This is a genomic window from Flavobacterium sp. CR10, from assembly GCF_055814415.1.
Map to the genome: position 1 here is coordinate 3,544,310 of NZ_CP185985.1, position 24,282 is coordinate 3,568,591.

General features: G+C 32.2%; 23 protein-coding genes. 15 read left to right on the forward strand and 8 right to left on the reverse strand.

All coding sequences use genetic code 11. The features are described 5' to 3' along the window. Positions 1-23: 23 nt before the first annotated feature. The gene (locus tag ACNRYB_RS15450) at positions 24-1,043 is read right to left on the reverse strand and encodes a glycosyltransferase (protein ID WP_473727822.1); all 1,020 of its coding nucleotides are present in this window, start codon (positions 1,041-1,043) and stop codon (positions 24-26) included. A gap of 21 nt (positions 1,044-1,064) precedes the next feature. Beyond that, on the reverse strand, positions 1,065-1,520 hold the full coding sequence (locus ACNRYB_RS15455; protein ID WP_473727823.1) for a type I restriction enzyme HsdR N-terminal domain-containing protein: 456 nt from the start codon (positions 1,518-1,520) through the stop codon (positions 1,065-1,067). Positions 1,521-1,615: 95 nt separating this feature from the next. Between ACNRYB_RS15455 and holA the strand changes: the two genes are divergently transcribed. The 4 genes from holA to ettA all read left to right on the forward strand — a co-directional run bounded on the left by holA (position 1,616) and on the right by ettA (position 5,029). Beyond that, a complete protein-coding gene (gene holA / locus ACNRYB_RS15460; RefSeq protein WP_473727824.1) occupies positions 1,616-2,620 on the forward strand; it encodes a DNA polymerase III subunit delta in 1,005 nt (334 codons plus the stop codon). Between the two features lie 61 nt (positions 2,621-2,681). Then, positions 2,682-2,864: a CAL67264 family membrane protein gene (locus ACNRYB_RS15465; RefSeq protein ID WP_008464023.1), complete on the forward strand. Its 183-nt coding sequence runs from the start codon at positions 2,682-2,684 to the stop codon at positions 2,862-2,864. Positions 2,865-2,902: 38 nt separating this feature from the next. After that, positions 2,903-3,292: a four helix bundle protein gene (locus ACNRYB_RS15470; protein ID WP_473727825.1), complete on the forward strand. Its 390-nt coding sequence runs from the start codon at positions 2,903-2,905 to the stop codon at positions 3,290-3,292. A 45-nt stretch (positions 3,293-3,337) separates the two neighbouring features. Next, positions 3,338-5,029 (forward strand): energy-dependent translational throttle protein EttA, encoded by a 1,692-nt coding sequence (ettA, locus tag ACNRYB_RS15475; RefSeq protein WP_473727826.1) that lies wholly within the window; start codon positions 3,338-3,340, stop codon positions 5,027-5,029. Positions 5,030-5,269: 240 nt separating this feature from the next. Here the strand turns inward: ettA and ACNRYB_RS15480 are convergent, their stop codons facing one another. Both ACNRYB_RS15480 and ACNRYB_RS15485 read right to left on the reverse strand, forming a co-directional pair. Further along, positions 5,270-5,683, reverse strand: a complete 414-nt coding sequence (locus ACNRYB_RS15480) for a thiol-disulfide oxidoreductase DCC family protein (protein WP_473727827.1) — start codon at positions 5,681-5,683, stop codon at positions 5,270-5,272. A gap of 252 nt (positions 5,684-5,935) precedes the next feature. Continuing rightward, the gene (locus ACNRYB_RS15485) at positions 5,936-8,101 is read right to left on the reverse strand and encodes an endonuclease MutS2 (RefSeq protein ID WP_473727828.1); all 2,166 of its coding nucleotides are present in this window, start codon (positions 8,099-8,101) and stop codon (positions 5,936-5,938) included. A gap of 176 nt (positions 8,102-8,277) precedes the next feature. Between ACNRYB_RS15485 and ACNRYB_RS15490 the strand changes: the two genes are divergently transcribed. Continuing rightward, entirely contained in the window at positions 8,278-8,943 is a 666-nt protein-coding gene (locus ACNRYB_RS15490) for a uracil-DNA glycosylase (RefSeq protein WP_473727829.1), read from the forward strand. A gap of 154 nt (positions 8,944-9,097) precedes the next feature. Here ACNRYB_RS15490 and ACNRYB_RS15495 read toward each other — a convergent pair whose 3' ends face one another. From ACNRYB_RS15495 to porX, 4 genes are all read right to left on the reverse strand, one after another. Beyond that, the gene (locus tag ACNRYB_RS15495; protein WP_473727830.1) at positions 9,098-9,472 is read right to left on the reverse strand and encodes a DUF4258 domain-containing protein; all 375 of its coding nucleotides are present in this window, start codon (positions 9,470-9,472) and stop codon (positions 9,098-9,100) included. A gap of 36 nt (positions 9,473-9,508) precedes the next feature. After that, positions 9,509-10,708: an alanine dehydrogenase gene (locus ACNRYB_RS15500; protein ID WP_008464031.1), complete on the reverse strand. Its 1,200-nt coding sequence runs from the start codon at positions 10,706-10,708 to the stop codon at positions 9,509-9,511. A gap of 130 nt (positions 10,709-10,838) precedes the next feature. Then, positions 10,839-11,246, reverse strand: a complete 408-nt coding sequence (gene tsaE / locus ACNRYB_RS15505; RefSeq protein WP_473727831.1) for a tRNA (adenosine(37)-N6)-threonylcarbamoyltransferase complex ATPase subunit type 1 TsaE — start codon at positions 11,244-11,246, stop codon at positions 10,839-10,841. Between the two features lie 178 nt (positions 11,247-11,424). Beyond that, complete coding sequence (gene porX / locus ACNRYB_RS15510; protein ID WP_119790901.1) at positions 11,425-12,978, reverse strand: T9SS response regulator signal transducer PorX; 1,554 nt, start codon at positions 12,976-12,978, stop codon at positions 11,425-11,427. Positions 12,979-13,201: 223 nt separating this feature from the next. Here porX and ACNRYB_RS15515 point away from each other — a divergent pair, with 223 nt between their 5' ends. From ACNRYB_RS15515 to ACNRYB_RS15560, 10 genes are all read left to right on the forward strand, one after another. Beyond that, positions 13,202-14,431: an HD domain-containing protein gene (locus ACNRYB_RS15515; protein WP_473727832.1), complete on the forward strand. Its 1,230-nt coding sequence runs from the start codon at positions 13,202-13,204 to the stop codon at positions 14,429-14,431. 39 nt (positions 14,432-14,470) lie between these two features. Then, on the forward strand, positions 14,471-15,514 hold the full coding sequence (gene lpxD, locus ACNRYB_RS15520) for a UDP-3-O-(3-hydroxymyristoyl)glucosamine N-acyltransferase (RefSeq protein WP_473727833.1): 1,044 nt from the start codon (positions 14,471-14,473) through the stop codon (positions 15,512-15,514). Continuing rightward, positions 15,507-16,895 carry a bifunctional UDP-3-O-[3-hydroxymyristoyl] N-acetylglucosamine deacetylase/3-hydroxyacyl-ACP dehydratase gene (locus ACNRYB_RS15525; RefSeq protein WP_129747082.1) on the forward strand — a complete coding sequence of 463 codons (1,389 nt, stop codon included), beginning with the start codon at positions 15,507-15,509 and terminating at the stop codon, positions 16,893-16,895. Before lpxD ends, ACNRYB_RS15525 begins: the two co-directional genes overlap by 8 nt. Before the next feature lie 74 nt (positions 16,896-16,969). Further along, positions 16,970-17,755 carry an acyl-ACP--UDP-N-acetylglucosamine O-acyltransferase gene (lpxA, locus tag ACNRYB_RS15530; RefSeq protein ID WP_008464041.1) on the forward strand — a complete coding sequence of 262 codons (786 nt, stop codon included), beginning with the start codon at positions 16,970-16,972 and terminating at the stop codon, positions 17,753-17,755. 129 nt (positions 17,756-17,884) lie between these two features. Continuing rightward, a complete protein-coding gene (gene efp / locus ACNRYB_RS15535; RefSeq protein ID WP_008464042.1) occupies positions 17,885-18,451 on the forward strand; it encodes an elongation factor P in 567 nt (188 codons plus the stop codon). Positions 18,452-18,572: 121 nt separating this feature from the next. After that, positions 18,573-19,502: a UDP-3-O-(3-hydroxymyristoyl)glucosamine N-acyltransferase gene (locus tag ACNRYB_RS15540; protein WP_129747083.1), complete on the forward strand. Its 930-nt coding sequence runs from the start codon at positions 18,573-18,575 to the stop codon at positions 19,500-19,502. Position 19,503: 1 nt separating this feature from the next. Further along, positions 19,504-19,866: a nuclear transport factor 2 family protein gene (locus ACNRYB_RS15545; RefSeq protein ID WP_008464044.1), complete on the forward strand. Its 363-nt coding sequence runs from the start codon at positions 19,504-19,506 to the stop codon at positions 19,864-19,866. An 86-nt stretch (positions 19,867-19,952) separates the two neighbouring features. Further along, entirely contained in the window at positions 19,953-20,825 is an 873-nt protein-coding gene (sucD, locus tag ACNRYB_RS15550) for a succinate--CoA ligase subunit alpha (RefSeq protein ID WP_057118027.1), read from the forward strand. 155 nt (positions 20,826-20,980) lie between these two features. Then, complete coding sequence (locus ACNRYB_RS15555; protein ID WP_091131824.1) at positions 20,981-21,409, forward strand: hypothetical protein; 429 nt, start codon at positions 20,981-20,983, stop codon at positions 21,407-21,409. A 122-nt stretch (positions 21,410-21,531) separates the two neighbouring features. Further along, positions 21,532-23,976, forward strand: a complete 2,445-nt coding sequence (locus tag ACNRYB_RS15560) for a DUF7619 domain-containing protein (RefSeq protein ID WP_473727834.1) — start codon at positions 21,532-21,534, stop codon at positions 23,974-23,976. Positions 23,977-24,282 lie beyond the last annotated feature (306 nt).

The following is a 24,282-nucleotide window of genomic DNA, read 5'->3' on the forward strand; positions in this document are numbered from 1 at the left end:
TTTAATTAGACTTGATTACAAATTTAGTTTTTAATATTTTGAATACTGTTAAAGATTTCTTTAAATAAGGTCAATTTCTTGATATAGTAAAGGAAAACGATGCTTTTTACCATATAGTATTGCTGAATCTGAAAATCTTTTCGTTTTTTGAGATATTTTAAAGATAAGCAATAAAATGAAAAATGTGCCTTTAAAATGGCAAAAGTATGCCCGATTTTACCCTGCGTAAGAAAACGGATACCTGCAATTCCATCCAAAATCATACGGAAGAAAATTACCCAAAACAATCCTCTTTTGGGCAGATTTTTGACCATCATTAATAATGAGTTTCTAAAATTTAAATACGTTTTCTTCGGATTTCCTTGCTGTAATGTTGCGCCGCCAACATGGTAAACAACAGATTGAAAATTATACTTTATAATATGTCCTTCGTTAGCAGCTCTCCAGCATAGATCAATTTCCTCTTGATGCGCAAAGAAGCTTTCGTCAAATCCGCCTAATTCGTGATAAACATTTTTTCTTATAAAGAAACAAGCGCCCGAAGCCCAGAACAATTCAATGTTGTCATTATATTGTCCGTTATCTTTTTCAACTGTCTCAAATATTCTTCCTCTGCAAAAAGGAAAACCATATTTATCAATAAAACCTCCGGCAGCTCCTGCGTATTCAAAATACTCTTTATTCTTAAAATCAAGAATTTTAGGCTGAATTATGGCTGTTTGTTTTTCTTTTTCGAAAGTATCGAGAATAGGTTGAAGCCAATTTTCTGTAACTTCAATATCTGAATTTACCAATGCATATATTTCTGCATCAATATGTTCTAGAGAATCATTATAGCCTTTTGCAAAACCATGATTGCCTGAGTTTTTTACAATTTTTACTGTAGGGAAATTTTCTGTAACGAATGCAACAGAATTATCCGTAGAATCATTGTCAGCAACGTAAATTGCTGCGCCTTCTGAAAACTGAATAACAGATGGTAAAAACTGCTCCAGCAATTTTACTCCGTTCCAATTTAAAATTACAACTGCTATTTTATCCAAAAGTACTTAATTATTTATTCTTTATAAATGGTTTTCTTTATAGTCAGGCAGGCTTCTCAAAAACTCATATTTTTCGTTTTCAAAATCCATTTGACAATAAAAATGGTTTAGTCCGTTTGTCACATTCAAAAACCGTGCCTGCATTGTCATATTGTAACGAGCAATTTGATCAAAAGTTGCCTGAGATATTTTAACTTCTGGTGCTTTACATTCTACTAATATATGTATAGAACCGTCTGGATTAAATACGACGACATCGTATCGTTTTCGTAATCCGTTGACAGTTAAAACTTTCTCTACGTTAATAAGCGATTTGGGATATTTTTTTTCATGCATCAGAAAATGAACAACGTGTTGGCGAACCCATTCTTCTGGCGTAAGAATTATAAATTTTTTCCTGATTTCATCAAAAATAGACACTTTATTTTCGCTATTTTTGAATCGGAAACTGTAAGCAGGGAAATTAAGTTTAAGCATAAAGCAAAAATATAAAATAGTTTCAGGTTTCAAGTTTAAAGTTTCAAGTTTTGGAACGAGAACTTGAAACTTTAAACTTGAAACAAAAAGATTGAATGGACGAAGTAGTAAAAATTGTTAACGATATAAAAGCCGGAAATATTAAACCGATTTATTTCTTAATGGGTGAAGAACCTTATTATATTGATAAATTATCGGAATATATTGAAGAGAATGTTTTAGCTGAAGAAGAAAAAGGTTTTAATCAGACAGTTTTATATGGAAGAGATGTATCGGTTGATGATATTGTTTCAACGGCCAAGCGCTATCCTATGATGGCTGAACGTCAGGTTGTTATAGTGAAAGAAGCTCAAGATTTATCCAGAACAATTGACAAAATCGAATCCTATGTTGAAAATCCGATGCAGACTACTGTTTTGGTTTTTTGCTATAAATATAAAACGCTGGATAAACGTAAAAAAGTCACTAAACTGTTAGGACAGAAAGGTGTTGTCTTTGAAAGCAAAAAATTATACGAAAATCAGGTTGGAGATTGGATTAAACGTGTTTTGGCTGGAAAAAAATATACTATTGATCCAAAAGCCAATGCTATGTTGGTGGAATTTTTAGGAACAGATTTAAGTAAAATCAATAATGAACTAGAAAAACTGCAGATTATTTTACCTCAAGGAACAATGATTACAGCAGAACATATTGAGGAAAATATTGGTTTTAGTAAAGATTATAATGTGTTTGAACTTAGAAAAGCTATTGGAGAACGCAACCAATTGAAAGCGTATAAAATTGCAGAAAATTTTGCTCACAATCCAAAAGAATATCCTTTGGTTATGACTACAGGTTTGGTATTCGGTTTTTTTGTACAGCTTTTAAAATATCACGGTTTAAAGGATAAAAACCCAAAAAATGTCGCTTCAGTACTTGGTGTAAATCCATTCTTTTTAAAAGAGTACGATTTGGCAGTAAAAAATTATCCAATGCGAAAAGTAAGTCAGATTGTTGGTGCTTTACGAGATATTGATGTGAAGAGTAAAGGTATGGGAGCGAACGCTTTACCGCAATCAGATTTGTTAAAAGAAATGCTGTATAAAATTTTTAATTAAGCCATTAAAATTCACGATATTTGCCTTTCTAAAAATCTTGCATTAAAATATTTATAAAACTATGGGAATGAATAAAAATACCATTTTAGGATGGGCTACTTTAATAATGGTGCTTATGGGATTGTTGCTTATAGGTCTTGGAATCTTTAGGTACAGTGATGTTTCAGGCTGGGGATTTGGTGCTGTTGGAGTTGGTTTTTTTGCAAATGCCTGGGTATTCAATGCTTTGAAAGGCAGGGTTTAAGTTTTTAGTTTTTAGTTTTTAGTTTGTAGTTTGTTGTTATGGCAAAAATAAATAAGTTTGAAGATTTAGAGATTTGGCAAAAGGCCAGAGAATTATGCCAATATGTTGAATTATTAATTCAAACAACAATTTTAAAAACAAATTATTCACTCAAAGATCAAATCGATCGAAGTTCAGGATCGATAATGGATAATATTGCAGAAGGTTTTGAAAGAAATGGGAATAGAGAATTTTTACAATTTTTAAGTATTGCAAAGGGTTCAGCAGGAGAAGTAAAATCACAATCTTACAGAGCTTTTGATAAAAAATTGATTTCAGAAGAGCAACATTTGAAATTAAATGAAATGGCTGAAATAGAAAAAAATAAGATAGGAGCAATGATGAATTATTTAAGGAATTGTGAGTTCAAGGGACTTAAATTCAAGTGATTCAACAATAAACAATAAATAATAAACAAAAAATAATAACATAATATGTCAGACGATAAGAAAGTAATTTTCTCAATGCAGAAATTGAGTAAAACCTATCAAGGAGCAGACAAACCAGTTCTTAAAAATATTTATTTGAGTTTCTTTTACGGAGCAAAAATTGGTATTTTAGGTCTTAACGGTTCTGGAAAATCTTCACTTTTAAAAATTATTGCTGGAGTTGATAAAAACTATCAGGGAGATGTTGTTTTTCAGCCAGGTTATAGTGTAGGATATTTAGAACAAGAACCAATTCTTGATGATTCTAAAACTGTTATCGAAATTGTGCGTGAAGGTGCGGCGGAAACTATGGCCGTTTTAGAGGAATACAATAAAATTAATGATTTATTTGGTCTTGAAGAAAATTACTCAGATCCAGATAAAATGGATAAATTGATGGATCGTCAAGCGGCATTACAAGACAAAATTGATGCTCTTGGTGCTTGGGAAATCGATACAAAATTAGAAATCGCAATGGATGCATTGCGTACGCCAGAAGGTGATACGCCAATTAAAAACCTTTCTGGAGGTGAGCGTCGTCGTGTAGCTTTATGTCGTTTGTTATTGCAGCAGCCAGATGTATTGTTATTAGATGAGCCTACCAACCACCTTGATGCTGAATCAGTTTTATGGTTAGAGCAGCACTTAGCACAATATTCGGGAACTGTAATTGCTGTAACGCACGACCGTTATTTCCTTGATAATGTGGCTGGTTGGATTCTTGAATTGGATAGAGGAGAAGGTATTCCATGGAAAGGAAACTATTCTTCTTGGTTGGATCAAAAATCAAACCGTTTGGCTCAAGAAGAAAAAGTGGCTTCTAAACGTAGAAAAACTTTAGAGCGTGAGTTGGAGTGGGTCCGTCAAGGTGCAAAAGGTCGTCAGACTAAACAAAAAGCGCGTTTACAGAACTACGACAAATTATTGAATGAAGATCAAAAACAATTGGATGAGAAATTAGAAATCTACATTCCAAATGGTCCTCGTTTAGGAACAAATGTTATTGAAGCTAAAAATGTTGCCAAAGCTTTTGGTGATAAATTATTATATGATAATTTGAATTTTACTTTACCACAAGCTGGTATTGTTGGAATTATCGGACCAAATGGTGCTGGTAAATCGACTATTTTTAAAATGATTATGGGCGAACAAGCTACAGATAGCGGTGAATTTACAGTTGGCGAAACAGTAAAAATTGCTTACGTAGATCAGTCTCACGCTAACATTGATCCGAACAAATCGATTTGGGAAAATTTTGCCGATGGTCAGGAGTTGATTATGATGGGAGGAAAGCAAGTTAACTCAAGAGCTTACTTATCTCGTTTCAATTTTGGTGGTGGCGAGCAAAACAAAAAAGTATCAATGCTTTCTGGTGGGGAACGTAACCGTTTACACTTAGCTATGACTCTGAAAGAAGAAGGAAACGTACTTTTGCTGGATGAGCCTACAAACGACCTTGACGTAAATACACTTCGTGCTCTTGAAGAAGGTTTGGAGAATTTTGCTGGTTGTGCTGTGATTATTTCTCATGACAGGTGGTTTTTAGATAGAATTTGTACACACATTCTAGCTTTTGAAGGAGATTCTGAAGTTTATTTCTTTGAAGGAAGTTTTACAGAATACGAAGAAAACAAAAAGAAACGTCTTGGTAATGATATAACTCCAAAACGTATTAAATACAGAAAATTGATCAGATAAAAAGATCTGGAAATTTCAAATATAAAAAATCCCAAATTCCAAATTTATCGGAGTTTGGGATTTTTTATTTTACCATCTAGTTTGTCATTTCGACGAAGGAGAAATCTTCTCGAGAAGCTCCACAAAGATTGGATTTTCGTTACAGAGTTACTTGCGAAGATTTCTCCTTCGTCGAAATGACAATATTGCGGAGATTGAAGTTTTACTGTTGGAATTTGAAATTTAAAAAATTGGAATTTTTTAAAGAAATTTAGCTTTTAACTCTGGAGTAGGAATCATGCAACTTTCTTTTTTGCCATACCAATTGTATCTGTTTTTGGCAACGTAATTGTAAATTCTGTCACTTATAAAAATTGGAACGATTCTAAAAATTGGAATTAATTTCCAAAGTCCGCCAAAATTTTTAGCTATTTCAATAACCGCAGAAGATTTGTAGAAATAAGCTGTTCCAGGATCATACAAAATAATGCTATCCATTTTTGAAAAACTGATTCCCAGATGTTTACAAATGGAAATACCTAAGTCAGATTGTAATGCGACAAATCTAAAAATGTCTTTTCGGTCATGTTTTATAATAAATTGTACCGCGGAACTGCAGAGATTACAAACTCCGTCAAAAAGAACTATTTTTTTATTTATGGGAAGGCTTTCCATTATACGACTTTAAAAGTAAAACTTTAAAAAAGTTATCTAATATTAGTAAATTGGTTTTGTCTATTGAGTTTTGTTTTTGTATAAATTTATCAAATCAAAAACGGCATTCATAAATTGTTTTAAATGAATTTTTAAAAAATGTTGATCTACTTTTTCGTAATTTTTAAAACAATTGCTTAAATCGCTTTATTTTAATTTTGGCGTTTTTTGATCAATTTTTTATACTGAAAACTGTCACTGCGACTGAAAACTTTATTTCTTAACAGCCTCTACCAATTCCAATTCATCCAAACTTACTTTCGAAGTAAAAATTCCATAATTTACAGTTGCCTTATTTTTTTCTATAGAATCGATACTTCCAACAGATCTTCCGTCAAGCATTCTTACTCGATCGCCAACTTTTAAAATAGGTTTTGGTTTTTCTACAACTGGTTTAAGTTTTTTCTCTTTTTTCTCTTTTCGAATTTCTTCAACTTTTACCTGAACTTCAGCAATAATTTCTTTTTGCTTTTCAACTTTTGCTTTTACTTCTTTCGGAGTTGCTTTTTTACGTTTTGAATTTTCAATTTCAACAATTTTCAAAAATTCGCCAATCAGTTCCTTCTTGTTTTTATTGTTGAAATATTTTTCAGCGATATCATCAATTTTTTGTCCGATGTAAATTATTTTTTGATTGCTATCATATAATTCCTGATAGCTTTCCAATTTCTGCTGAATTTTAGTATTGATGTTTTCCATCTTTTTACTTTCTTCACGAGCGCGAGTTTCCTCTTCTTTTAAATTTAAAGAAGTTTTTTCCAACTTCGAACGTTCTTTTTGTAGAGTAGCAATGGTTTTATCAAAACGAACTTTTCCAACTTCGATTTTCTTTTTCGCACGATTAATTAATCCGAACGGAATACCATTTTTTTGAGCCACCTCAAAAGTGAACGAACTTCCAGCTTGACCTAGTGCCAATTTGTACATTGGTTCAAGTGACTTTTCATCAAACATCATATTAGCATTTGTTGCATAAGGCAATTCGTTTGCTAAAATTTTTAAATTTGAATAATGCGTCGTAATAATTCCGAAAGCTTCTCGGTGATAAAATTCTTCCAAGAAAATTTCAGCCAAAGCCCCACCAAGTTCAGGATCAGAACCAGTACCAAATTCGTCAATCAAGAACATCGTTTTTCGATTACATTTCTTTAAAAAGTAATTCATATTTTTTAAACGATATGAATAAGTACTTAAATGATTTTCAATAGATTGGTTGTCTCCAATGTCAGTTAAAATTCTATCGAACAAGAAAGTTTCACTTCTTTCATGAACCGGAATTAAGATTCCGGATTGCAACATCAATTGTAATAAACCAACTGTTTTTAAGGAAATAGTTTTTCCTCCCGCATTTGGTCCAGAAATTACAATAATTCTGTTTTCTTGTTTTAACTCAATAGTTTGTGGATATGTGACTTCCTTTTTTTGTTTGTTATTCAAATACAAAATCGGATGATAAGCTTCTCTAAAGAATAATCTTCTTTCTTCTGTAATTGTTGGCAGGATTCCATTTATGCGATTTGCATATTTTGCTTTTCCGGCAACAACATCTATATCACTTAAAAAGTCTTGATATTCAATCAATAAAGGAAGATACGGACGAATTACATTAGATAAATTCTTTAAAATTCGTGTAATTTCTTCCTTTTCTTCATATTCCAGATTAGCTAATTCTCTAGAATATTTTAAAGTCGCTTCGGGTTCGATGTAAGCAATGCTTCCCGTTTTGGAACTTCCTAGAATTGAGCCTTTTACTTTTCGGCGATACATGGCCAAAACGGCTAAAACTCTACGGTTTTGAACAAAACTTTCTTTAATATCGTCCAGATAACCTAAACTATTATATTGAGTTAAAGCTACACCAAAACTTTGGTTTACTTTTCCGCGAACCAAATTCATATTCTGACGAATTCCAGACAAAGCAGGAGAAGCATTGTCTTTTATTTCGCCATATTTATCTACAATTGCATCAATAGCAGTTATGATATCTTTGGTCAATTCTACTCTTGAAGCTCTAGCATTTAAGTTTGGATAATAGTCGTCAAACTTTTTTAAAAAATTCAATAGAACATTTGTAGTAGCAGAAAGATTGGCTATTTTTCTAAAACTCCCTACTTCAAGAAAACTGTCTTCGATGGCAAGAAACTTAATTTCATGCGTTATGGCGTCAAATCCGTGATTCGGAATGGCGTTATTATTTTGAAAAGAAGACACGTACTCTGATGTTTGCATCAAAGCTTGCATTAATTCTTCTTTATCTCTAAATGGTTTTATTTGTAAAGCCTTTTCTTTTCCAATATCGGTATTGCAACCATCAGAAATGGTTTCGAGAACGGTTGGAAATTGTAAGTCTTGTAATGTTTTTTCGGTAATACTGATCATTTAATTTCTTTATGAAAGCAATCACAAAAGTACGAAAACAATAATGAATTGTGAATTATGAGTTATGAATTATGAGCTTTTTTCTTTGCTATCGTTTTAATTTTTGACTTTCGATATTTTTCTTTTGGTAAATATGATTTGTAGTATTTATTTCAGAAATTCGCATAAAAAAAATTATGGACGTAAAAATGCATTCTTCTTGGAAGCCTATTTTGAATGAAGAATTCGAAAAACCATATTTCAACGATTTAATAGAATTTGTAAAATCTGAGTACGCCACAAAAGTTTGTTACCCAAAAGGGAACCAGATTTTTTCTGCTTTTGATCATTGTCATTTAGATGAAGTAAAAGTGGTTATTATTGGGCAAGATCCGTATCATGGGCCAAACCAAGCAAATGGTTTGTGTTTTTCTGTGAACGATGGAATTCCGTTTCCGCCATCACTTCAAAATATATTTAAAGAAATTCAGGATGATTTCAATATACCAATGCCTAATACAGGTAATCTGGAACGTTGGGCAGATCAAGGTGTTTTTCTTTTAAATGCAACTTTAACAGTTAGACAATCTGAGGCAGGAAGTCATCAGGGAAAAGGTTGGGAAAAATTTACTGATGCAGTGATCAAACAAATTTCTGCTGAAAAAGAAAATGTTGTTTTCTTGCTTTGGGGCGGTTTTGCTCAAAAGAAAGCTTCTTTGATCGATGCATCAAAACATCACATTTTAAAATCGGGACATCCTTCGCCTTTGAGCGCCAATAGAGGTTTTTGGTTTGGAAATAAACATTTTAGCCAAACTAATGAATTCTTGAAATCGAAAGGATTGAAAGAAATTGAATGGTAATTTTTTAGAGTTACAAAGGCTCAGAGTTGCAAAGAGACAAAGGGAAAAAAACTTTGTGTTTTTGTGGCTTTGCGAGAAATATTTACAGCTAAAAAAAAATCTTTTGAATCTGCAATCCCTATAGCTATCGGGAGCGAGAAACAAAAGATTTTTTTTATTTTTTTACGATTTCTTCTAAAACGGCTTTGTTTTCGTAATTAACCACTTTCAGAATAATTTCCTGATTTTTTACTGTTTTTCCTTCAATGATATACAGTTTTCCTTTTTTGAACGGAACATTGCTTTGGTCAAAATCTACGTCTCCGTAAGTTAAAGTATTTTTGATATCTGCTGTGTCAACCCATTTTTCGTTTAAAGTCTGAACCGCTTTTGGAGAATATTGAAAAGGTTTTGTTCTAAGATTGTTTAAAACTCGGGCATTTGGAAAATAATTGCAACGGGTGTCTTTTCCGATAAAAAATCCTGATACAATAAAACATCCCATAACGAGACCAACCAGGTAATATGCAAAACGGTGTACGAACTTCATGAAATAAAATTTTTGCAAAGGTACATTAAAGTTCCCTTAAAATACAAGTAAATTAATATCGTTATCTGGAAGATCAAACCAATCGCCAATAGCTTTGTTAGTTAAAATTCCGTGATAAAGATAAATTCCGTTTTTAAGGCCTTTGTTGCAACGAATTGCACTTTCAATGCCACCATCTTCGGCTATCTGATGCAGATAAGGTGTTAAGATATTACTGATTGATAATGAAGCAGTTTTAGAATATCTTGAAGGGATATTTGGTACACAGTAATGCAGAACATTGTTTTTTATGAATGTTGGCTTCTCATGAGTCGTAACTTCAGATGTTTCGAAACAACCTCCGGTATCAATGCTGACATCAACAATTACAGCACCTTTTTTCATGTGTTCAACCATTGTTTCGTTTACCACAATCGGACAACGCTCTTTTCCGCGCATTGCTCCAATCGCTACGTCACAGCGCCTTAAAGCTTTTAATAAGCCTTTTTGCTGTATGGTTGATGTGAAAATTCTTTGATTTAAATTGTTTTGCAGACGACGTAATTTGGTAATCGAATTATCGAAAACTTTTACGTTTGCACCTAATCCAATTGCGGTTTTAGCGGCAAATTCGCCAACAGTTCCAGCGCCAAGAATTACAACTTCAGTAGGAGGAACGCCTGTTATGTTTCCGAATAAAAGCCCTTTTCCGAACTCGTTTGTAATCATTAATTCGGCTGCGATTAAGATAGAAGCAGTTCCGGCAATTTCGCTTAAAGATTTTACAGCAGGATAAGAGCCGTCTTCGTCTTTTATATATTCAAAAGCTAAGGCAGTGATTTTCTTTTTTGCTAAAGCTTCAAAATATTCTTTCTTTTTGGTTTTTAGCTGAATAGCAGAAATAATTACCGTTTCAGGATTTATCATTTCAATTTCAGTTAAAGTTGGCGGTTCTACTTTTAATAGAAACGGACACCCAAAAACTCTTTTGGTATCTTTTGTAATTTCTGCACCAGCATCTGCATATTCTTTATCAGTATAACTCGAACTTTCTCCAGCGCCAGATTCTATCATAACGCGATGCCCTTCATAAGTTAAGGAAGCAACTGCATCGGGCGTAAGACAGATACGACGTTCTTGATAACTTGTTTCTTTAGGGATTCCTATAAAAAGTTCTCTTTTAAAACGACCAACCTCAAGTTTTTCTTCCTGCGGTATTAATTGTTGTTTTGTAAATGGAGTTAACGTGATTGACATGGATAGTGCAAAAAATTAAGAGTACAAATTACGTAAAAAGTTTTAAAATTAGTGTAAAAATTGTGCTAATACTCAAAGCGAAAAGTTAAGAAATATAATAACTATCAATAATAAGTATTGATTGAATGTTTTAAACCAATTCTAATTCTCTTTTTCCGTCTGAAAGTAATTTGATGTTTAATGTAGAATGTTCTTCTGGAATTAAACTTGCAATTTTTTCAGACCATTCAATAAAACACCAGTTTCCAGAGTATAGATAATCATCAACTCCCATATCTAGCGCTTCGGTTTCTTGTTTTATTCTGTAAAAGTCAAAATGATAGACTTTTTTTCCGCTTGGAATTTGATATTCGTTTACTAAAGAAAAAGTAGGGCTGCTAGTTGCGTCAGTAATTCCAAGACTTTTGCATAACTGTTTGATCAAAGTGGTTTTTCCAACCCCCATTTCTCCATTAAAAAGGATAATTTTATTAGGATTTGAAGCTATAATCTGCTCTGCAACTTCTTGAATTTGATCTAATGAAAAAACGATGTTCATTGTTATTTAATTTTTGCCACGAATTTCACAAATTTTCGCGAATTATTTTTTAATGCCACAGATTAAAAGATAAAAAAGGATTTTTTAATCAGTGTTAATCTGTGAAATCTGTGGCAAAAATTATTTTTATTTAATTGTATTCACTGCTGAAAACTGAAAACCGCGACTGAAAATTTTTTTACTTCGGGTTAAATACCAAGAACGGAATAATCATTTCTTCTAATGAAATTCCCCCGTGCTGGTAGGTGTTTTTGTAATAACTCACATAATGATTGTAGTTGTTTACGTAAGCCAAGAAAAAATCATTTTTGGCAAAAATAAACGAACTGCTCATGTTTATTGCAGGCAAACCAATTGTTTTAGGTTCTTTAACTACATAAACGTCTTTTTGCTCGTATGTTAAGCTGCGTCCAGTTTTGTAACGCAAATTTAGACTTGTATTTTTATCTCCCACAACTTTCGACGGATTTTTTACATTAATTGTTCCGTGGTCTGTTGTTAGAATCAGCTTGAAACCTAAAAGTTGTGCTTGTTGAATGATTTCTAACAAAGGTGAATTTTTAAACCAGCTTAAAGTCAAAGAACGATATGCTTTGTCATCTGAAGCCAATTCTTTTACGACTTCCATTTCGGTTTTAGCGTGCGAAAGCATATCAACAAAGTTGTAAACTACCGTTACTAAGTCGTTTCCTTTTAAGGCCTTAAAGTTTTCTGCCAGTTTTTTTCCTCCAGCATAATTCGTGATTTTAAAATAATCTTCCTTAATATTTAAGCCTAAACGTTTCAATTGAGCTGATAAAAATTCTGCTTCGTAAAGGTTTTTTCCGCCATCTTCCACATCATTTTTCCAATATTCAGGAAACTGTTTTTCCATTTCTAAAGGCATTAAACCAGAGAAAATAGAGTTTCTAGCATATTGTGTAGCCGTTGGAAGAATAGAGTAGTACGGAACTTCTTTCTCTAGCTTATAATAATTTGAAATTACACTTTCAAAAGATTTCCATTGATCGTAACGAAGATTATCAATTACAACAAAAAGAATCGGTTTGTCTTTCTTTTTTATTTCTGGAACAACTAATTCCTTAAATAAAGTATTAGATTGTATAGGTTTATCTGCTTTTGGAGCAAACCAGTCTTCGTAATTTCTTTCGATAAATTTTCCGAATTGAGAATTCGCCTCGACTTTTTGAGATTCTAGAATTTCAATCATCGCTGTATCGTTGATGTCTTCTAGTTTTAGTTCCCAAAAAAGCAATTTTTTATACAATTCAATCCAGTCTTCATACGAATTAACCATTGCCAATTCCATCGAAATTTTTCTGAATTCTTTCTGGTAATCTAAGGTTGTTTTTTCTGTAATCAATCTCGAATCATCCAGATTTTTCTTCAAACTTAACAGAATCTGATTCGGATTTACAGGCTTAATCAAATAATCGGCGATTTTAGAACCAATGGCTTCTTCCATAATATATTCTTCTTCGCTTTTTGTGATCATAATCATTGGTATGGCCGATTTTTTTTCTTTCATTTCAGAAAGCGTTTCCAATCCGCTCATTCCAGGCATGTTTTCATCTAAAAATACAATATCAAAATTATCTTCTTCAAATAGCGCAATCGCATCGAGTCCGTTATTGCAAGTCGTAACTTCGTAATTCTTTTTTTCTAAAAATAATATGTGAGGCTTTAAAAGATCGATTTCATCGTCGACCCAAAGTATTTTTATCTTATCCATAAATCAATTTAATTTTACTGCAATTTAAAGTTATAGAACTTAAAAAGTATTAAAAATAGTATAAAATTACCAAAGATGAAGCATGATTTTATTTTGAAATTTAACATTTTTAAATGTATTTTATTGATAATCATGGCAATTTGTACTGTGATTTTTAAATAAAAAACACCAAGCTCTTTATACTTATTTACTTATATTTGTTGACCTAAAAAATAACCAGACTGTGACTCAGATCAATAAATTAAAAATATTCAACGATCCTATATATGGCTTCATTACGATTCCGAATGAGCTGGTTTACGACTTAATTCAGCATCCTTATTTTCAGCGTTTGCGCCGTATTTCACAGATGGGATTATCATATTTGGTGTATCCAGGAGCCAATCATACCCGTTTTCATCATGCTTTAGGCTGCATGCATTTAATGAAAAAGGCTATTGATACGCTTCGTTTTAAAGATGTCATTATTTCTGAAGAAGAAGAAAATGCGCTTTTAATAGCAATTTTACTTCATGATATAGGACATGGGCCATTTTCGCATGCAATGGAAAAAAGTATTGTAGAAGATGTGCATCATGAAGCTATTTCATTATTGTTTATGAATCAGCTTAATGAAGAATTTGACGGGAGATTAAGTTTGGCGATTCAGGTATTTAAAGGAGAATATCACAGAAAGTTCATGTTACAGTTGATTTCTAGTCAATTGGATATGGATCGAATGGATTATTTAAAACGCGATAGTTTTTATACAGGTGTTGCAGAAGGAAACGTGAATTCTGAACGATTGATTCAGATGATGAATGTTGAAGATGATGTTTTGGTGATTGAAGAAAAAGGAATTTATTCTGTTGAAAAGTTTCTGCTTTCTAGAAGATTAATGTATTGGCAAGCTTATTTGCATAAGACGAGTTTGGTTGCCGAATTAATTTTAATGAAAGTGCTGAAAAGGGCAAAAGAGTTGACTTTAAAAGGTGTTAAACTACCTTGCAGTGAACCTCTAATGTATTTCATGCAAAATAAAATTACACTTGAAGATTTTGATGCTGAGAAATTAGATTTGTTCTCACAATTAGATGACTTTGATATTATAAGTGCCTTAAAGGCCTGGCAGGGACATAATGATTTTATACTTTCTACTTTAAGTAAAATGATCATTAATAGAGATTTGTTGAAAATAAAGCTAAGTGCAGAAAAGATTCCAATGGAAGAATCACAATCTTTAAAAGAAGAGTTTGCAGAAGCACATCATATTTCGGCTGTAGATGCAGGATATTTTATTTTTAGAGGAAAAATTAAAAACCAAGCATATAGCAAAGAAGCAGAACCAATTCGTATTTTGAAAAAAGATAAAACAATTGAGGATGTTGTGGAGGCTTCTGACCAGCTGAATTTGAAATCGTTATCTAAATTGGTAACAAAATATTACATCTGTTTTCCAAAACAACTTATATAAAATTAACATTTAAAACCTATTTTTTATATTTTTGTCGCGATGAAATTTACAGCAGAACAAATAGCAGGAATTTTAGAAGGAGAAGTTGTTGGGAATCCCAATGCAGAAGTTTCTAAGCTTTCTAAGATCGAAGAAGGTGAGGAGGGATCTCTTACTTTTTTGGCTAACCCAAAGTATATCAATTATATATATACGACAAAAGCGACAGTAACAATTGTTAATGATAGCTTTGTTCCTGAACAGGAAATTAATACTACACTTATAAAGGTAGAAGATGCTTATGCGGCGTTTTCTAAGCTTTTACATTTTTATAATCAGGTAAAATTAAACAAAAACGGTATCGAGCCTCAGTCTTTTATGTCTGAGGGAACTAAATATGGCGAGAATCTGTATTTAGGTAGTTTTAGTTATATCGGACAAAATGTGGTTTTAGGTAATAATGTAAAAATTTATCCAAATAGTTTTATTGGTGACAATGTTACTATTGGGGATAATGTATTCATTTTTGCTGGTGCAAAAATCTATTCTGAAACTGTAATTGGCAATAATTGCACAGTGCATTCTGGTGTTATTATAGGTGCAGACGGTTTTGGTTTTGCTCCAAATGAAAACGGAGAATACAGTAAAGTGCCTCAAATCGGAAATGTTATTATAGAAGATAATGTTGATATTGGCGCTAATACAACAATTGACAGAGCAACTCTTGGTTCTACTGTAATTAGACAGGGAGTTAAATTAGACAATCAGATTCAGATTGCCCATAATGTAGAAATAGGAAAAAATACTGTGATAGCGGCTCAAAGCGGTGTAGCAGGTTCTACAAAAATAGGCGAAAACTGTATGATTGGTGGACAGGTAGGTATTGCAGGTCATTTAACAATAGGAAATAATGTAAGGCTTCAAGCGCAGTCGGGTGTAGCCAGAAACATTAAAGATGATGAAGTTCTGCAAGGAACTCCATCTCTTGGATATACAGATTTTAACAAATCGTATGTTCATTTTAAGAATCTGCCTAAAATTGTGGCTGAAGTTGAAGAATTAAAAAAACAAATAATAAACCCAAAAAATGGAAATAATGGTTAAACAGAAGACCATCAAAAATGAAATTTCGCTAACAGGAGTTGGTTTACACACTGGAAAAGAAGTTACAATGACTTTTAAACCTGCACCCGTTAATAATGGTTTCACTTTTGTAAGAGTAGATTTGCAAGGTCAACCAGTCATTGAGGCTGATGCTAATTATGTTGTTAATACTCAAAGAGGAACAAATCTTGAGAAATTAGGAGTAAAAATTCAAACACCAGAACACGTTTTAGCTGCAGTAGTTGGCTGCGATTTGGATAACATTATTATTGAATTGAATGCCTCTGAACTTCCTATTATGGATGGTTCATCAAAATATTTTGTTGAAGCGATTGAAAAAGCTGGAATCGAAGAGCAAGATGCGCAACGTAATGTTTATGTAGTAAAAGAAGTAATCTCTTTTACAGACGAAGCTACAGGAAGCGAAATCCTTGTTATGCCAAGCGATGAATATCAGGTTACAACAATGGTAGATTTTGGTACAAAAGTTTTAGGTACTCAAAACGCTACTCTTAAAAGTTTATCAGATTTTAAATCTGAAATTGCAAGTTCTAGAACTTTTAGTTTCCTTCACGAATTAGAGTCATTGTTAGAGCACGGACTTATTAAAGGTGGAGATTTAAATAATGCAATCGTTTATGTAGATAAAGAAATCTCTGAGTCTACAATGGAGAGTTTAAAGAAAGCATTTGGTAAAGATGAAATTTCTGTTAAACCAAATGGAGTTTTGGATAACTTGACTTTACACTATCCAAACGAAGCTGCAAGACATAAATTGCTTGATGTAATTGGAGATTTGTCTTTAATTGGAGTTCGTATTCAAGGAAAAATTATTGCTAATAAACCAGGACACTTTGTAAATACTCAGTTTGCAAAGAAATTGGCTAAAATCATTAAAATAGAGCAGAGAAATCATGTTCCTACTTACGATCTGCATCAAGAACCATTGATGGATATTCATAAAATCATGTCTATGCTGCCTCACAGACCACCATTCTTGTTGATTGACAGAATTATCGAAATGTCTGATCGTCACGTAGTAGGATTGAAAAATGTTACTATGAACGAGAATTTCTTTGTAGGTCATTTTCCAGAAGCTCCAGTTATGCCGGGTGTATTAATTGTTGAAGCAATGGCGCAAACAGGAGGAATATTAGTATTAAGCACTGTTCCAGATCCTGAAAATTATTTGACATATTTCATGAAAATTGATAATGTTAAATTTAAACACAAAGTATTGCCAGGTGATACTTTAATTTTTAAATGTGAGTTAATATCTCCTATCAGAAGAGGAATTTGTCATATGCAGGCAAATGCTTATGCAAATGGTAAATTGGTTACTGAAGCAGAATTAATGGCACAAATAGCAAGAAAACAATAATAAATTATCAAATTTATTGTTTAGGTTTGTTGCTTCAAATTAGAATATTTTAATTAAAAATATAAAACATACAGATGAATCAACCATTAGCATATGTTCATCCAGGCGCGAAAATCGCTAAAAACGTTGTAATAGAGCCATTTACAACAATTCACAATAATGTTGTTATTGGTGATGGTACTTGGATTGGTTCAAACGTGACCATTATGGAAGGTGCTCGAATTGGAAAGAATTGTAATATTTTTCCAGGAGCTGTAATTTCTGCAGTGCCACAAGATTTAAAATTCGGAGGTGAAGATTCTCTTGCTATTATCGGTGATAATTGTACAATTAGAGAATGCGTAACTATAAATAGAGGAACAATTGCTTCTGGTCAGACTGTAATTGGAAATAATTGTTTAGTAATGGCTTATGCTCACATTGCACACGATTGTGAAATCGGAAACAATGCGATTATTGTAAATGGTGTTGCTTTAGCAGGTCACGTAGTTGTTGGAAATCATGCAGTTATTGGAGGATTGGCAGCAATTCACCAGTTTATCCATATTGGAGATCACGCTATGATTTCTGGAGGATCTTTGGTTAGAAAAGATGTTCCGCCTTATACGAAAGCAGCAAAAGAACCATTATCGTATGTTGGAATTAACTCAGTTGGTTTAAGAAGAAGAGGTTTTACAACTGAAAAGATTAGAGAAATTCAGGAAATCTATAGAATTTTATACCAAAAGAATTATAATACAACTCAGGCTTTAAGTATTATTGAAGCTGAAATGGAAGCGACTCCTGAAAGAGATGAAATTCTAGATTTTATTAGAAATTCATCAAGAGGAATTATGAAAGGTTACTCAGGAAACTATTAATTATTTTAGTCCCGATAGCTAGCGGGATAGATTTCTGAACTTTGAAATAAATATTAAATAAAAAATGAAGATTGATTCTTTATGAAGAATCTGAAATCTACATTCTAAAATCTAAAATAAAAAAAACAAATGGCATCTACATCAGATATTAGAAACGGATTGTGTATTAAATTTAATCACGATATCTATAAAATTATTGAATTCCTTCACGTAAAACCTGGAAAAGGTCCAGCTTTCGTAAGAACAAAACTTAAAAGTTTAACTTCAGGAAAAGTATTAGATAATACATTTTCTGCAGGTCACAAAATTGACGTTATTCGTGTTGAAACGCACACATTCCAGTTTTTATATCCAGAAGGAGATGAATTTCACTTCATGAATGCTGAAACGTTTGAGCAAATTTCTTTAAATAAAAACATTCTGGATGCTCCAGAATTATTAAAAGAAGGTACAAATGTAATGGTTCAAATTAATACAGAAACAGATTTACCATTATCAGTAGATATGCCTGCATCTGTTATTTTAGAAGTTACTTATGCTGAGCCTGGTGTAAAAGGAAATACTGCTACAAATGCTACAAAAAATGCTACAGTAGAAACAGGAGCAAACATCAACGTTCCTTTGTTTATTAATGAAGGAGATAAAATTAAAATTGATACTGCTACAGGTTCTTATATGGAGCGTGTAAAAGAGTAGTCTTTTAATTAAGATAAATTTGACAATGAGTCAATTAGATAATCTGTGAATCGACATAATTTTGTATATTCACATTCTAATTGACTCATTTTCTAATTGACAAATTTTCTAATTATACTATATGAAATTTCCAAAGAGTCATTCTTTACAAGAAATTGCTAATTTGCTTAACTGCAAATTTATTGGAGACAAAGACTTTCAAGTTTTAGGCATGAATGAAATACATGTTGTGGAGCCTGGTGATATTGTTTTTGTTGACCACCCAAAATATTATGATAAAGCTTTGCAATCGGCAGCGACCATTGTTTTAATAAACAAAGAAGTAGAATGTCCAGAAGGTAAGGCCCTTTTAATTTCTGATGATCCCTTTAGAGATTTCAATATTCTTACAAAACATTTTAGACCTTTCCAGTTTGCTAATGTTGCAATTGCTGATTCTGCAGAGATAGGAGAAGGTACTGTAATTCAGCCAAATACTTTTGTTGGGAATAATGTTAAAATCGGTAAGAACTGCTTAATACATTCTAATGTGTCTATTTACGACCATACTGTAATCGGAGACAATGTAATTATACATGCTGGAACTATTTTAGGAGCAGATGCTTTTTATTATAAAAAACGCCCAGAAGGATTTGATCAATTAGTTTCTGGCGGAAGAGTTGTTATTGAAGATAATGTTGGTATTGGTGCTTTATGTACGATAGATAAAGGGGTTACTGGAGATACAACTATCGGTGCAGGTTCTAAGTTAGATAATCAAGTACATGTTGGTCATGATACTGTAATTGGAAAAAAATGTCTGATTGCTTCGCAAACGGGTATTGCAGGTTGTGTGATTATTGAAGATGAAGTAACCTTATGGGGGCAAGTAGGTACAACAAGCGGTATAACAATTGGAGCAAAAGCCGTTGTTATGGGGCAGACTGGTGTAACTAAGTCAGTTGAAGGAGGAAAATCGTATTTTGGGACACCAATTGAAGAATCTAGAGAAAAATTGAAACAATTAGCCAACATTAAGAAGATTCCTGAAATTTTAAATAAATTGAAGTAATATGTCTATTAAAGAATTTGTTCAGAAATTTTATAAGTCAGATGCCTTAATTGATAGCGAAATTTTAAAAACATATCTGCATCCTGATGTAACGCTTGAATGGAACAGCAGCAAAGGTTTTATTCAAATGGATTATGATTCGATAATTGAAATGGCGAATGAGCTTAGTCGTGCTTACGTGCGTTCTAAGGTTAGAATTAGCCATATTATTAGTGAAGATGATTTAGTATCAGTGCGTTACTCTCATTTTGTAAAAACAATCGAGAATCCGAGAGAAGAGATGCTTTTAGCACATTTCGCAACCATTTGGCAAATAAAAGATGATAAACTTTATAGAGGTTATCAAATGAGTCAATTTTCTTAATATTTTTTTGACAATAAAAGAGTCAAAATACATTACAAAACCTTATTTTTGCAACACAAATTTAAAAACTACATAAAATATATATCATGAGTGTTTTAGTTAATAAAGATTCCAAAATAATTGTTCAGGGATTTACAGGAAGTGAAGGAACTTTCCACGCTTCTCAAATGATTGAGTACGGTACTAATGTTGTTGGAGGTGTAACTCCAGGAAAAGGTGGTACTAGCCATTTAGATCGTCCAGTTTTTAATACAGTAAAAGATGCTGTTGACCAAGCTGGTGCTGATACTTCTATCATTTTTGTTCCGCCAGCTTTTGCTGCTGATGCAATTATGGAAGCTGCTGATGCTGGAATTAAAGTAATTATTGCTATTACAGAAGGAATTCCTGTAGCAGATATGATTAAAGCAAATAATTATGTTAAAGAAAGAAATTCTAGATTAATTGGACCAAACTGCCCAGGTGTAATTACTCCAGGTGAAGCTAAAGTTGGTATTATGCCAGGTTTCGTTTTCAAAAAAGGAACAGTTGGTATCGTTTCTAAATCTGGAACTTTAACTTACGAAGCTGCTGACCAAGTTGTAAAACAAGGTTTAGGAATCACTACTGCTATTGGTATTGGTGGAGATCCAATTATTGGAACTACAACTAAAGAAGCTGTTGAATTATTAATGAATGATCCAGAAACTGAAGCTATCATCATGATTGGTGAAATTGGAGGTCAATTAGAAGCTGATGCTGCAAGATGGGTAAAAGCTGATGGTAACCGTAAACCAGTTATTGGATTTATCGCTGGAGAAACTGCTCCTGCTGGTAGAACAATGGGGCACGCAGGTGCAATCGTTGGTGGTTCTGATGATACAGCTGCTGCTAAAAAACAAATCATGAGAGACAACGGAATTCACGTTGTTGATTCGCCAGCTGAAATTGGTAAAAAAGTAAAAGAAGTACTTGGATAATTTTCAAGTCTCAAAATAACAAATTTTAAAAAAGTCTCAATTTCTTGTTGAGACTTTTTTACATTTTTAAAATACTGAGGATAAATATAAAAAAAAAACTCAGCATCGATCCCGATAGCTATCGGGACAGTATCTTAGAAGCTTAAAAAAGAATTATGTACAAAGAATTAGAAAAATTTAAATCAACAAACAGTTTTACTTTTACAGTAAATGATAGTTTAGAAGAAGCTTGCAACGCGCCAGAAGGAAGCGCTGGAATCTTTATTGTATATGCTGTTGAAGGTGATACAAAAGAACTGATTATGGTTGGTTCTACAGGAACTGTTCAGAATGACGGAACTTTAAAAAGCAAAAATGGCGGACTTTACGATAAAATAGTAAACGGTCATCAGTTTGCTAAAACAGGAAGAAAATATTCTTGGCCGGCTCAAATGAAATTAGAGAATATTTCTGAGCTTGAAGTAGTTTGGTATGAAACTTTTGCGGGTGATGCAAAAGCTATTCCAACAGCTGTTGAAGGGCAAGTTTTGCAAAATTTCTTGGATGAAAATGGTAAATTGCCAAGATGGAATGTAGCTTTTTAAGTTACTTTTATACATCAGATTATAAAAAACCTTATTAAGTAAATTAGTAAGGTTTTTTTTATAAGGCTATAGGTTTTTAATTTTGGGTTTTATATATTTAAACACCAAAAACTAACAACCCTATGATAAAAAACTACCTGCTATTACTGACTTTGTGCTTTTTTTCTTCATCAAAAGCGCAAATAATTACTTTTCCAGATGCCAATTTCAAGGCAAAATTGCTTCAAGCAAATGGTTATAACACAATCGCAAAAGATTTAAATTCAAATTACTTTAAAATTGATTCTAACAACAATGGTGAAATTGAAATAGCTGAAGCTTTAAATGTAAGCTATTTAGATTTAAGAGATTCTAATATTGCATCGCTGGATCAATTGTCGAACTTTTCTAATCTAACTGATTTTAATTGTTCTAATAATAATTTGGGAATTTTAGATGTCAGTAGTTTAAAAAAACTTACTAGATTAGTTTGCTCTTCAAATTTAATTAGTGACTTAAATCTTTCAGATTTAAGCAAAATAAGTTCACTTATTTGCGGGCAAAACAAATTAACTTCATTGAATGTTAGTAACTTAACAGAATTAAACATAATTGAGTGCAACAATAATGATTTGCAATCTCTGGATGTTTCGAATAGTTCGCATTTGCGAGAACTCGTTTGCTACAAAAACAAGCTTACTGAGTTAAAGCTCCCTAATTCAACAGTATTATGGTTTTTTAAATGTGCACAAAATTTATTGCCAAGCCTAGATATCGCAAAATTGCCTGGACTTGAGTATTTAGATTTTTGGGATAATAAAATAACCTTTCTCGATTTTTCAAATTCTAAAATAATAACAGATTGTTACGGTGGGGCAAATCCAATTGAATCTATTGATTTATCAAATCAAGTGCTTTTAGAGACTTTATGGATTGGGCATACATTAATTAAAACCTTAGATATTAGTAGTTCGAAAAACTTAAAAGAGTTAAATATATCAGATTGTCCAAATTTAGAGTTTCTTAATATTAAAAACGGAGCTGTTAAAAATTTAAGTTTTTTAGAGACACCTTTAAGTTCGTTAGGCTACAATGGTTTTAATTTGTCAAATTGTCCTAATCTGCAATATATTTGCGATGACGATTTTAATCTGGCATTGGTTACAGAAAAAATAGCACCATATAGATATGAAAATTGCTTAGTTGGAAATTATTGCTCATTTGAGCCAGGCGGAACAAACTACACTATAAAAGGCAAAAGCCAGATTGATGTTGATAGTAATGGCTGTGATACTGGTGATATAGGAGCTAAGTACTTAAAATTTTCAATTTTTGATGGTACAAAATTGGAGTATTTTACCGCAGATTCTAATGGCGAATATGCTTTGAAGATTCCTGCGGGTTCTTATAAAGTAACTCCTATTGTTGAAAATTCTAGTTATTTTACGGTTTTACCATCTTATGCGGATGTTGTTTTCCCTACGCAGGTAAGCCCTTTTAATCAAAATTTTTGCATTTTTCCAAATGGTGTCCATAACGATTTAGAAATCAATATTATACCGATCGATGCCGCTAGACCTGGTTTTGATGCAAAATATAAATTAGTCTACAAAAACAAAGGGAATACGGTTCAATCAGGAACTGTAAATCTTAATTTTGACGATTCAATTTTGGATTTTGTTTCTTCAAACTCTGTGGTTTCTAGTCAAAGCTCTGGTAAATTAGTTTGGAATTTTTCAAATCTAAAACCATTTGAAAGCAGAGAAATTGATTTAGTTTTAAACGTCAATTCTCCTGTTGAAACTCCAGCAATAAATATTGGAGAAATATTGAAGTATAAAGCTATCATTAATTCTGCAGAAACTGATGAAACATCTGAAGATAATGTTTTTGAACTTGCTCAAACGGTTGTGGGTTCTTATGATCCAAATGATAAAATCTGTTTAGAAGGAAAAGTTATTAAACCTGAACTTATTGGTCAATATGTTCACTATCTAATTCGTTTTGAAAATACGGGAACTTATAATGCTGAAAATGTAGTGATTAAAGATGTGATTGATATATCGAAATTTGATATTTCGACTTTAATTCCTACTAGTGCAAGTCATGCTTATGAAGTGAAAGTTTCTGATGTAAACAAGATAGAATTTATCTTCAAAAAGATAGATCTTCCTTTTGATGATGCTCATAATGATGGCTATATTGCCTTTAAAATTAAAACTTTGCCAACTTTAAAGGTAGGTGATTCATTTGAAAATGAGGCTAATATTTATTTTGATTATAATTTTCCAATTTTAACAAACAAGGCAACATCAACTTTTAAAACATTAGGAAGACCAGATTTCGAACTTTCATCCCATTTAAATATTTACCCAAATCCAGTTCGAAATTATTTGCAAATAGAATCTAAAGATTTAGTAGAAATTGAATCAATATATGTTTATAATGTTTTAGGGCAAGTGATTGAAGTGATACCAAATGCTCAAAATATTTCTAAAATTGATGTCTCAAAATTTCAATCAGGAAACTATATTCTTCAAGTCAAAACTGCGTCTGGAGGCTCAATTATGAAGTTCGTTAAAATTTGAAAGTGTTTTTACACTCAAGAAAAAGTCTTACTTTTTGTAAGGCTTTTTTTTTTTGAGATTTTATTTGATAAATAACTATGAAACTTGTCAATTGTGTCATATAATTCTGTTAATAAAAATTTAAATTATCGTAAACTTTAAGTTTAATCAAAAAAATAAGGTAAAAACTGATGAATTTGGAAAAAGAAGCAAATTTTAGCGATTTATTGGGTTTTAACCATTTGCTTTTCTATATTTATCACACAAAAACAAAAATTAATGTTAAAATTTAATTCTTTTGAGATGGTCAAAGCTTGGTGAAATGTA

Bases quoted from the DNA above. Each gene is read 5' to 3' on its own strand.
- holA (WP_473727824.1), top strand. From the start codon at position 1,616: ATGGACGAAGTAGTAAAAATTGTTAACGATATAAAAGCCGGAAATATT.
- lpxA (WP_008464041.1), top strand. From the start codon at position 16,970: ATGAATCAACCATTAGCATATGTTCATCCAGGCGCGAAAATCGCTAAA.
- ACNRYB_RS15500 (WP_008464031.1), bottom strand. From the start codon at position 10,708: ATGTCAATCACGTTAACTCCATTTACAAAACAACAATTAATACCGCAG.
- lpxD (WP_473727833.1), top strand. From the start codon at position 14,471: ATGAAATTTACAGCAGAACAAATAGCAGGAATTTTAGAAGGAGAAGTT.
- ACNRYB_RS15490 (WP_473727829.1), top strand. From the start codon at position 8,278: ATGGACGTAAAAATGCATTCTTCTTGGAAGCCTATTTTGAATGAAGAA.
- tsaE (WP_473727831.1), bottom strand. From the start codon at position 11,246: ATGAACATCGTTTTTTCATTAGATCAAATTCAAGAAGTTGCAGAGCAG.
- ACNRYB_RS15555 (WP_091131824.1), top strand. From the start codon at position 20,981: ATGTACAAAGAATTAGAAAAATTTAAATCAACAAACAGTTTTACTTTT.
- ACNRYB_RS15495 (WP_473727830.1), bottom strand. From the start codon at position 9,472: ATGAAGTTCGTACACCGTTTTGCATATTACCTGGTTGGTCTCGTTATG.
- ACNRYB_RS15540 (WP_129747083.1), top strand. From the start codon at position 18,573: ATGAAATTTCCAAAGAGTCATTCTTTACAAGAAATTGCTAATTTGCTT.
- sucD (WP_057118027.1), top strand. From the start codon at position 19,953: ATGAGTGTTTTAGTTAATAAAGATTCCAAAATAATTGTTCAGGGATTT.
- ettA (WP_473727826.1), top strand. From the start codon at position 3,338: ATGTCAGACGATAAGAAAGTAATTTTCTCAATGCAGAAATTGAGTAAA.
- ACNRYB_RS15545 (WP_008464044.1), top strand. From the start codon at position 19,504: ATGTCTATTAAAGAATTTGTTCAGAAATTTTATAAGTCAGATGCCTTA.
- ACNRYB_RS15465 (WP_008464023.1), top strand. From the start codon at position 2,682: ATGGGAATGAATAAAAATACCATTTTAGGATGGGCTACTTTAATAATG.
- ACNRYB_RS15525 (WP_129747082.1), top strand. From the start codon at position 15,507: ATGGTTAAACAGAAGACCATCAAAAATGAAATTTCGCTAACAGGAGTT.
- efp (WP_008464042.1), top strand. From the start codon at position 17,885: ATGGCATCTACATCAGATATTAGAAACGGATTGTGTATTAAATTTAAT.
- ACNRYB_RS15455 (WP_473727823.1), bottom strand. From the start codon at position 1,520: ATGCTTAAACTTAATTTCCCTGCTTACAGTTTCCGATTCAAAAATAGC.
- porX (WP_119790901.1), bottom strand. From the start codon at position 12,978: ATGGATAAGATAAAAATACTTTGGGTCGACGATGAAATCGATCTTTTA.
- ACNRYB_RS15470 (WP_473727825.1), top strand. From the start codon at position 2,903: ATGGCAAAAATAAATAAGTTTGAAGATTTAGAGATTTGGCAAAAGGCC.
- ACNRYB_RS15485 (WP_473727828.1), bottom strand. From the start codon at position 8,101: ATGATCAGTATTACCGAAAAAACATTACAAGACTTACAATTTCCAACC.
- ACNRYB_RS15480 (WP_473727827.1), bottom strand. From the start codon at position 5,683: ATGGAAAGCCTTCCCATAAATAAAAAAATAGTTCTTTTTGACGGAGTT.
- ACNRYB_RS15560 (WP_473727834.1), top strand. From the start codon at position 21,532: ATGATAAAAAACTACCTGCTATTACTGACTTTGTGCTTTTTTTCTTCA.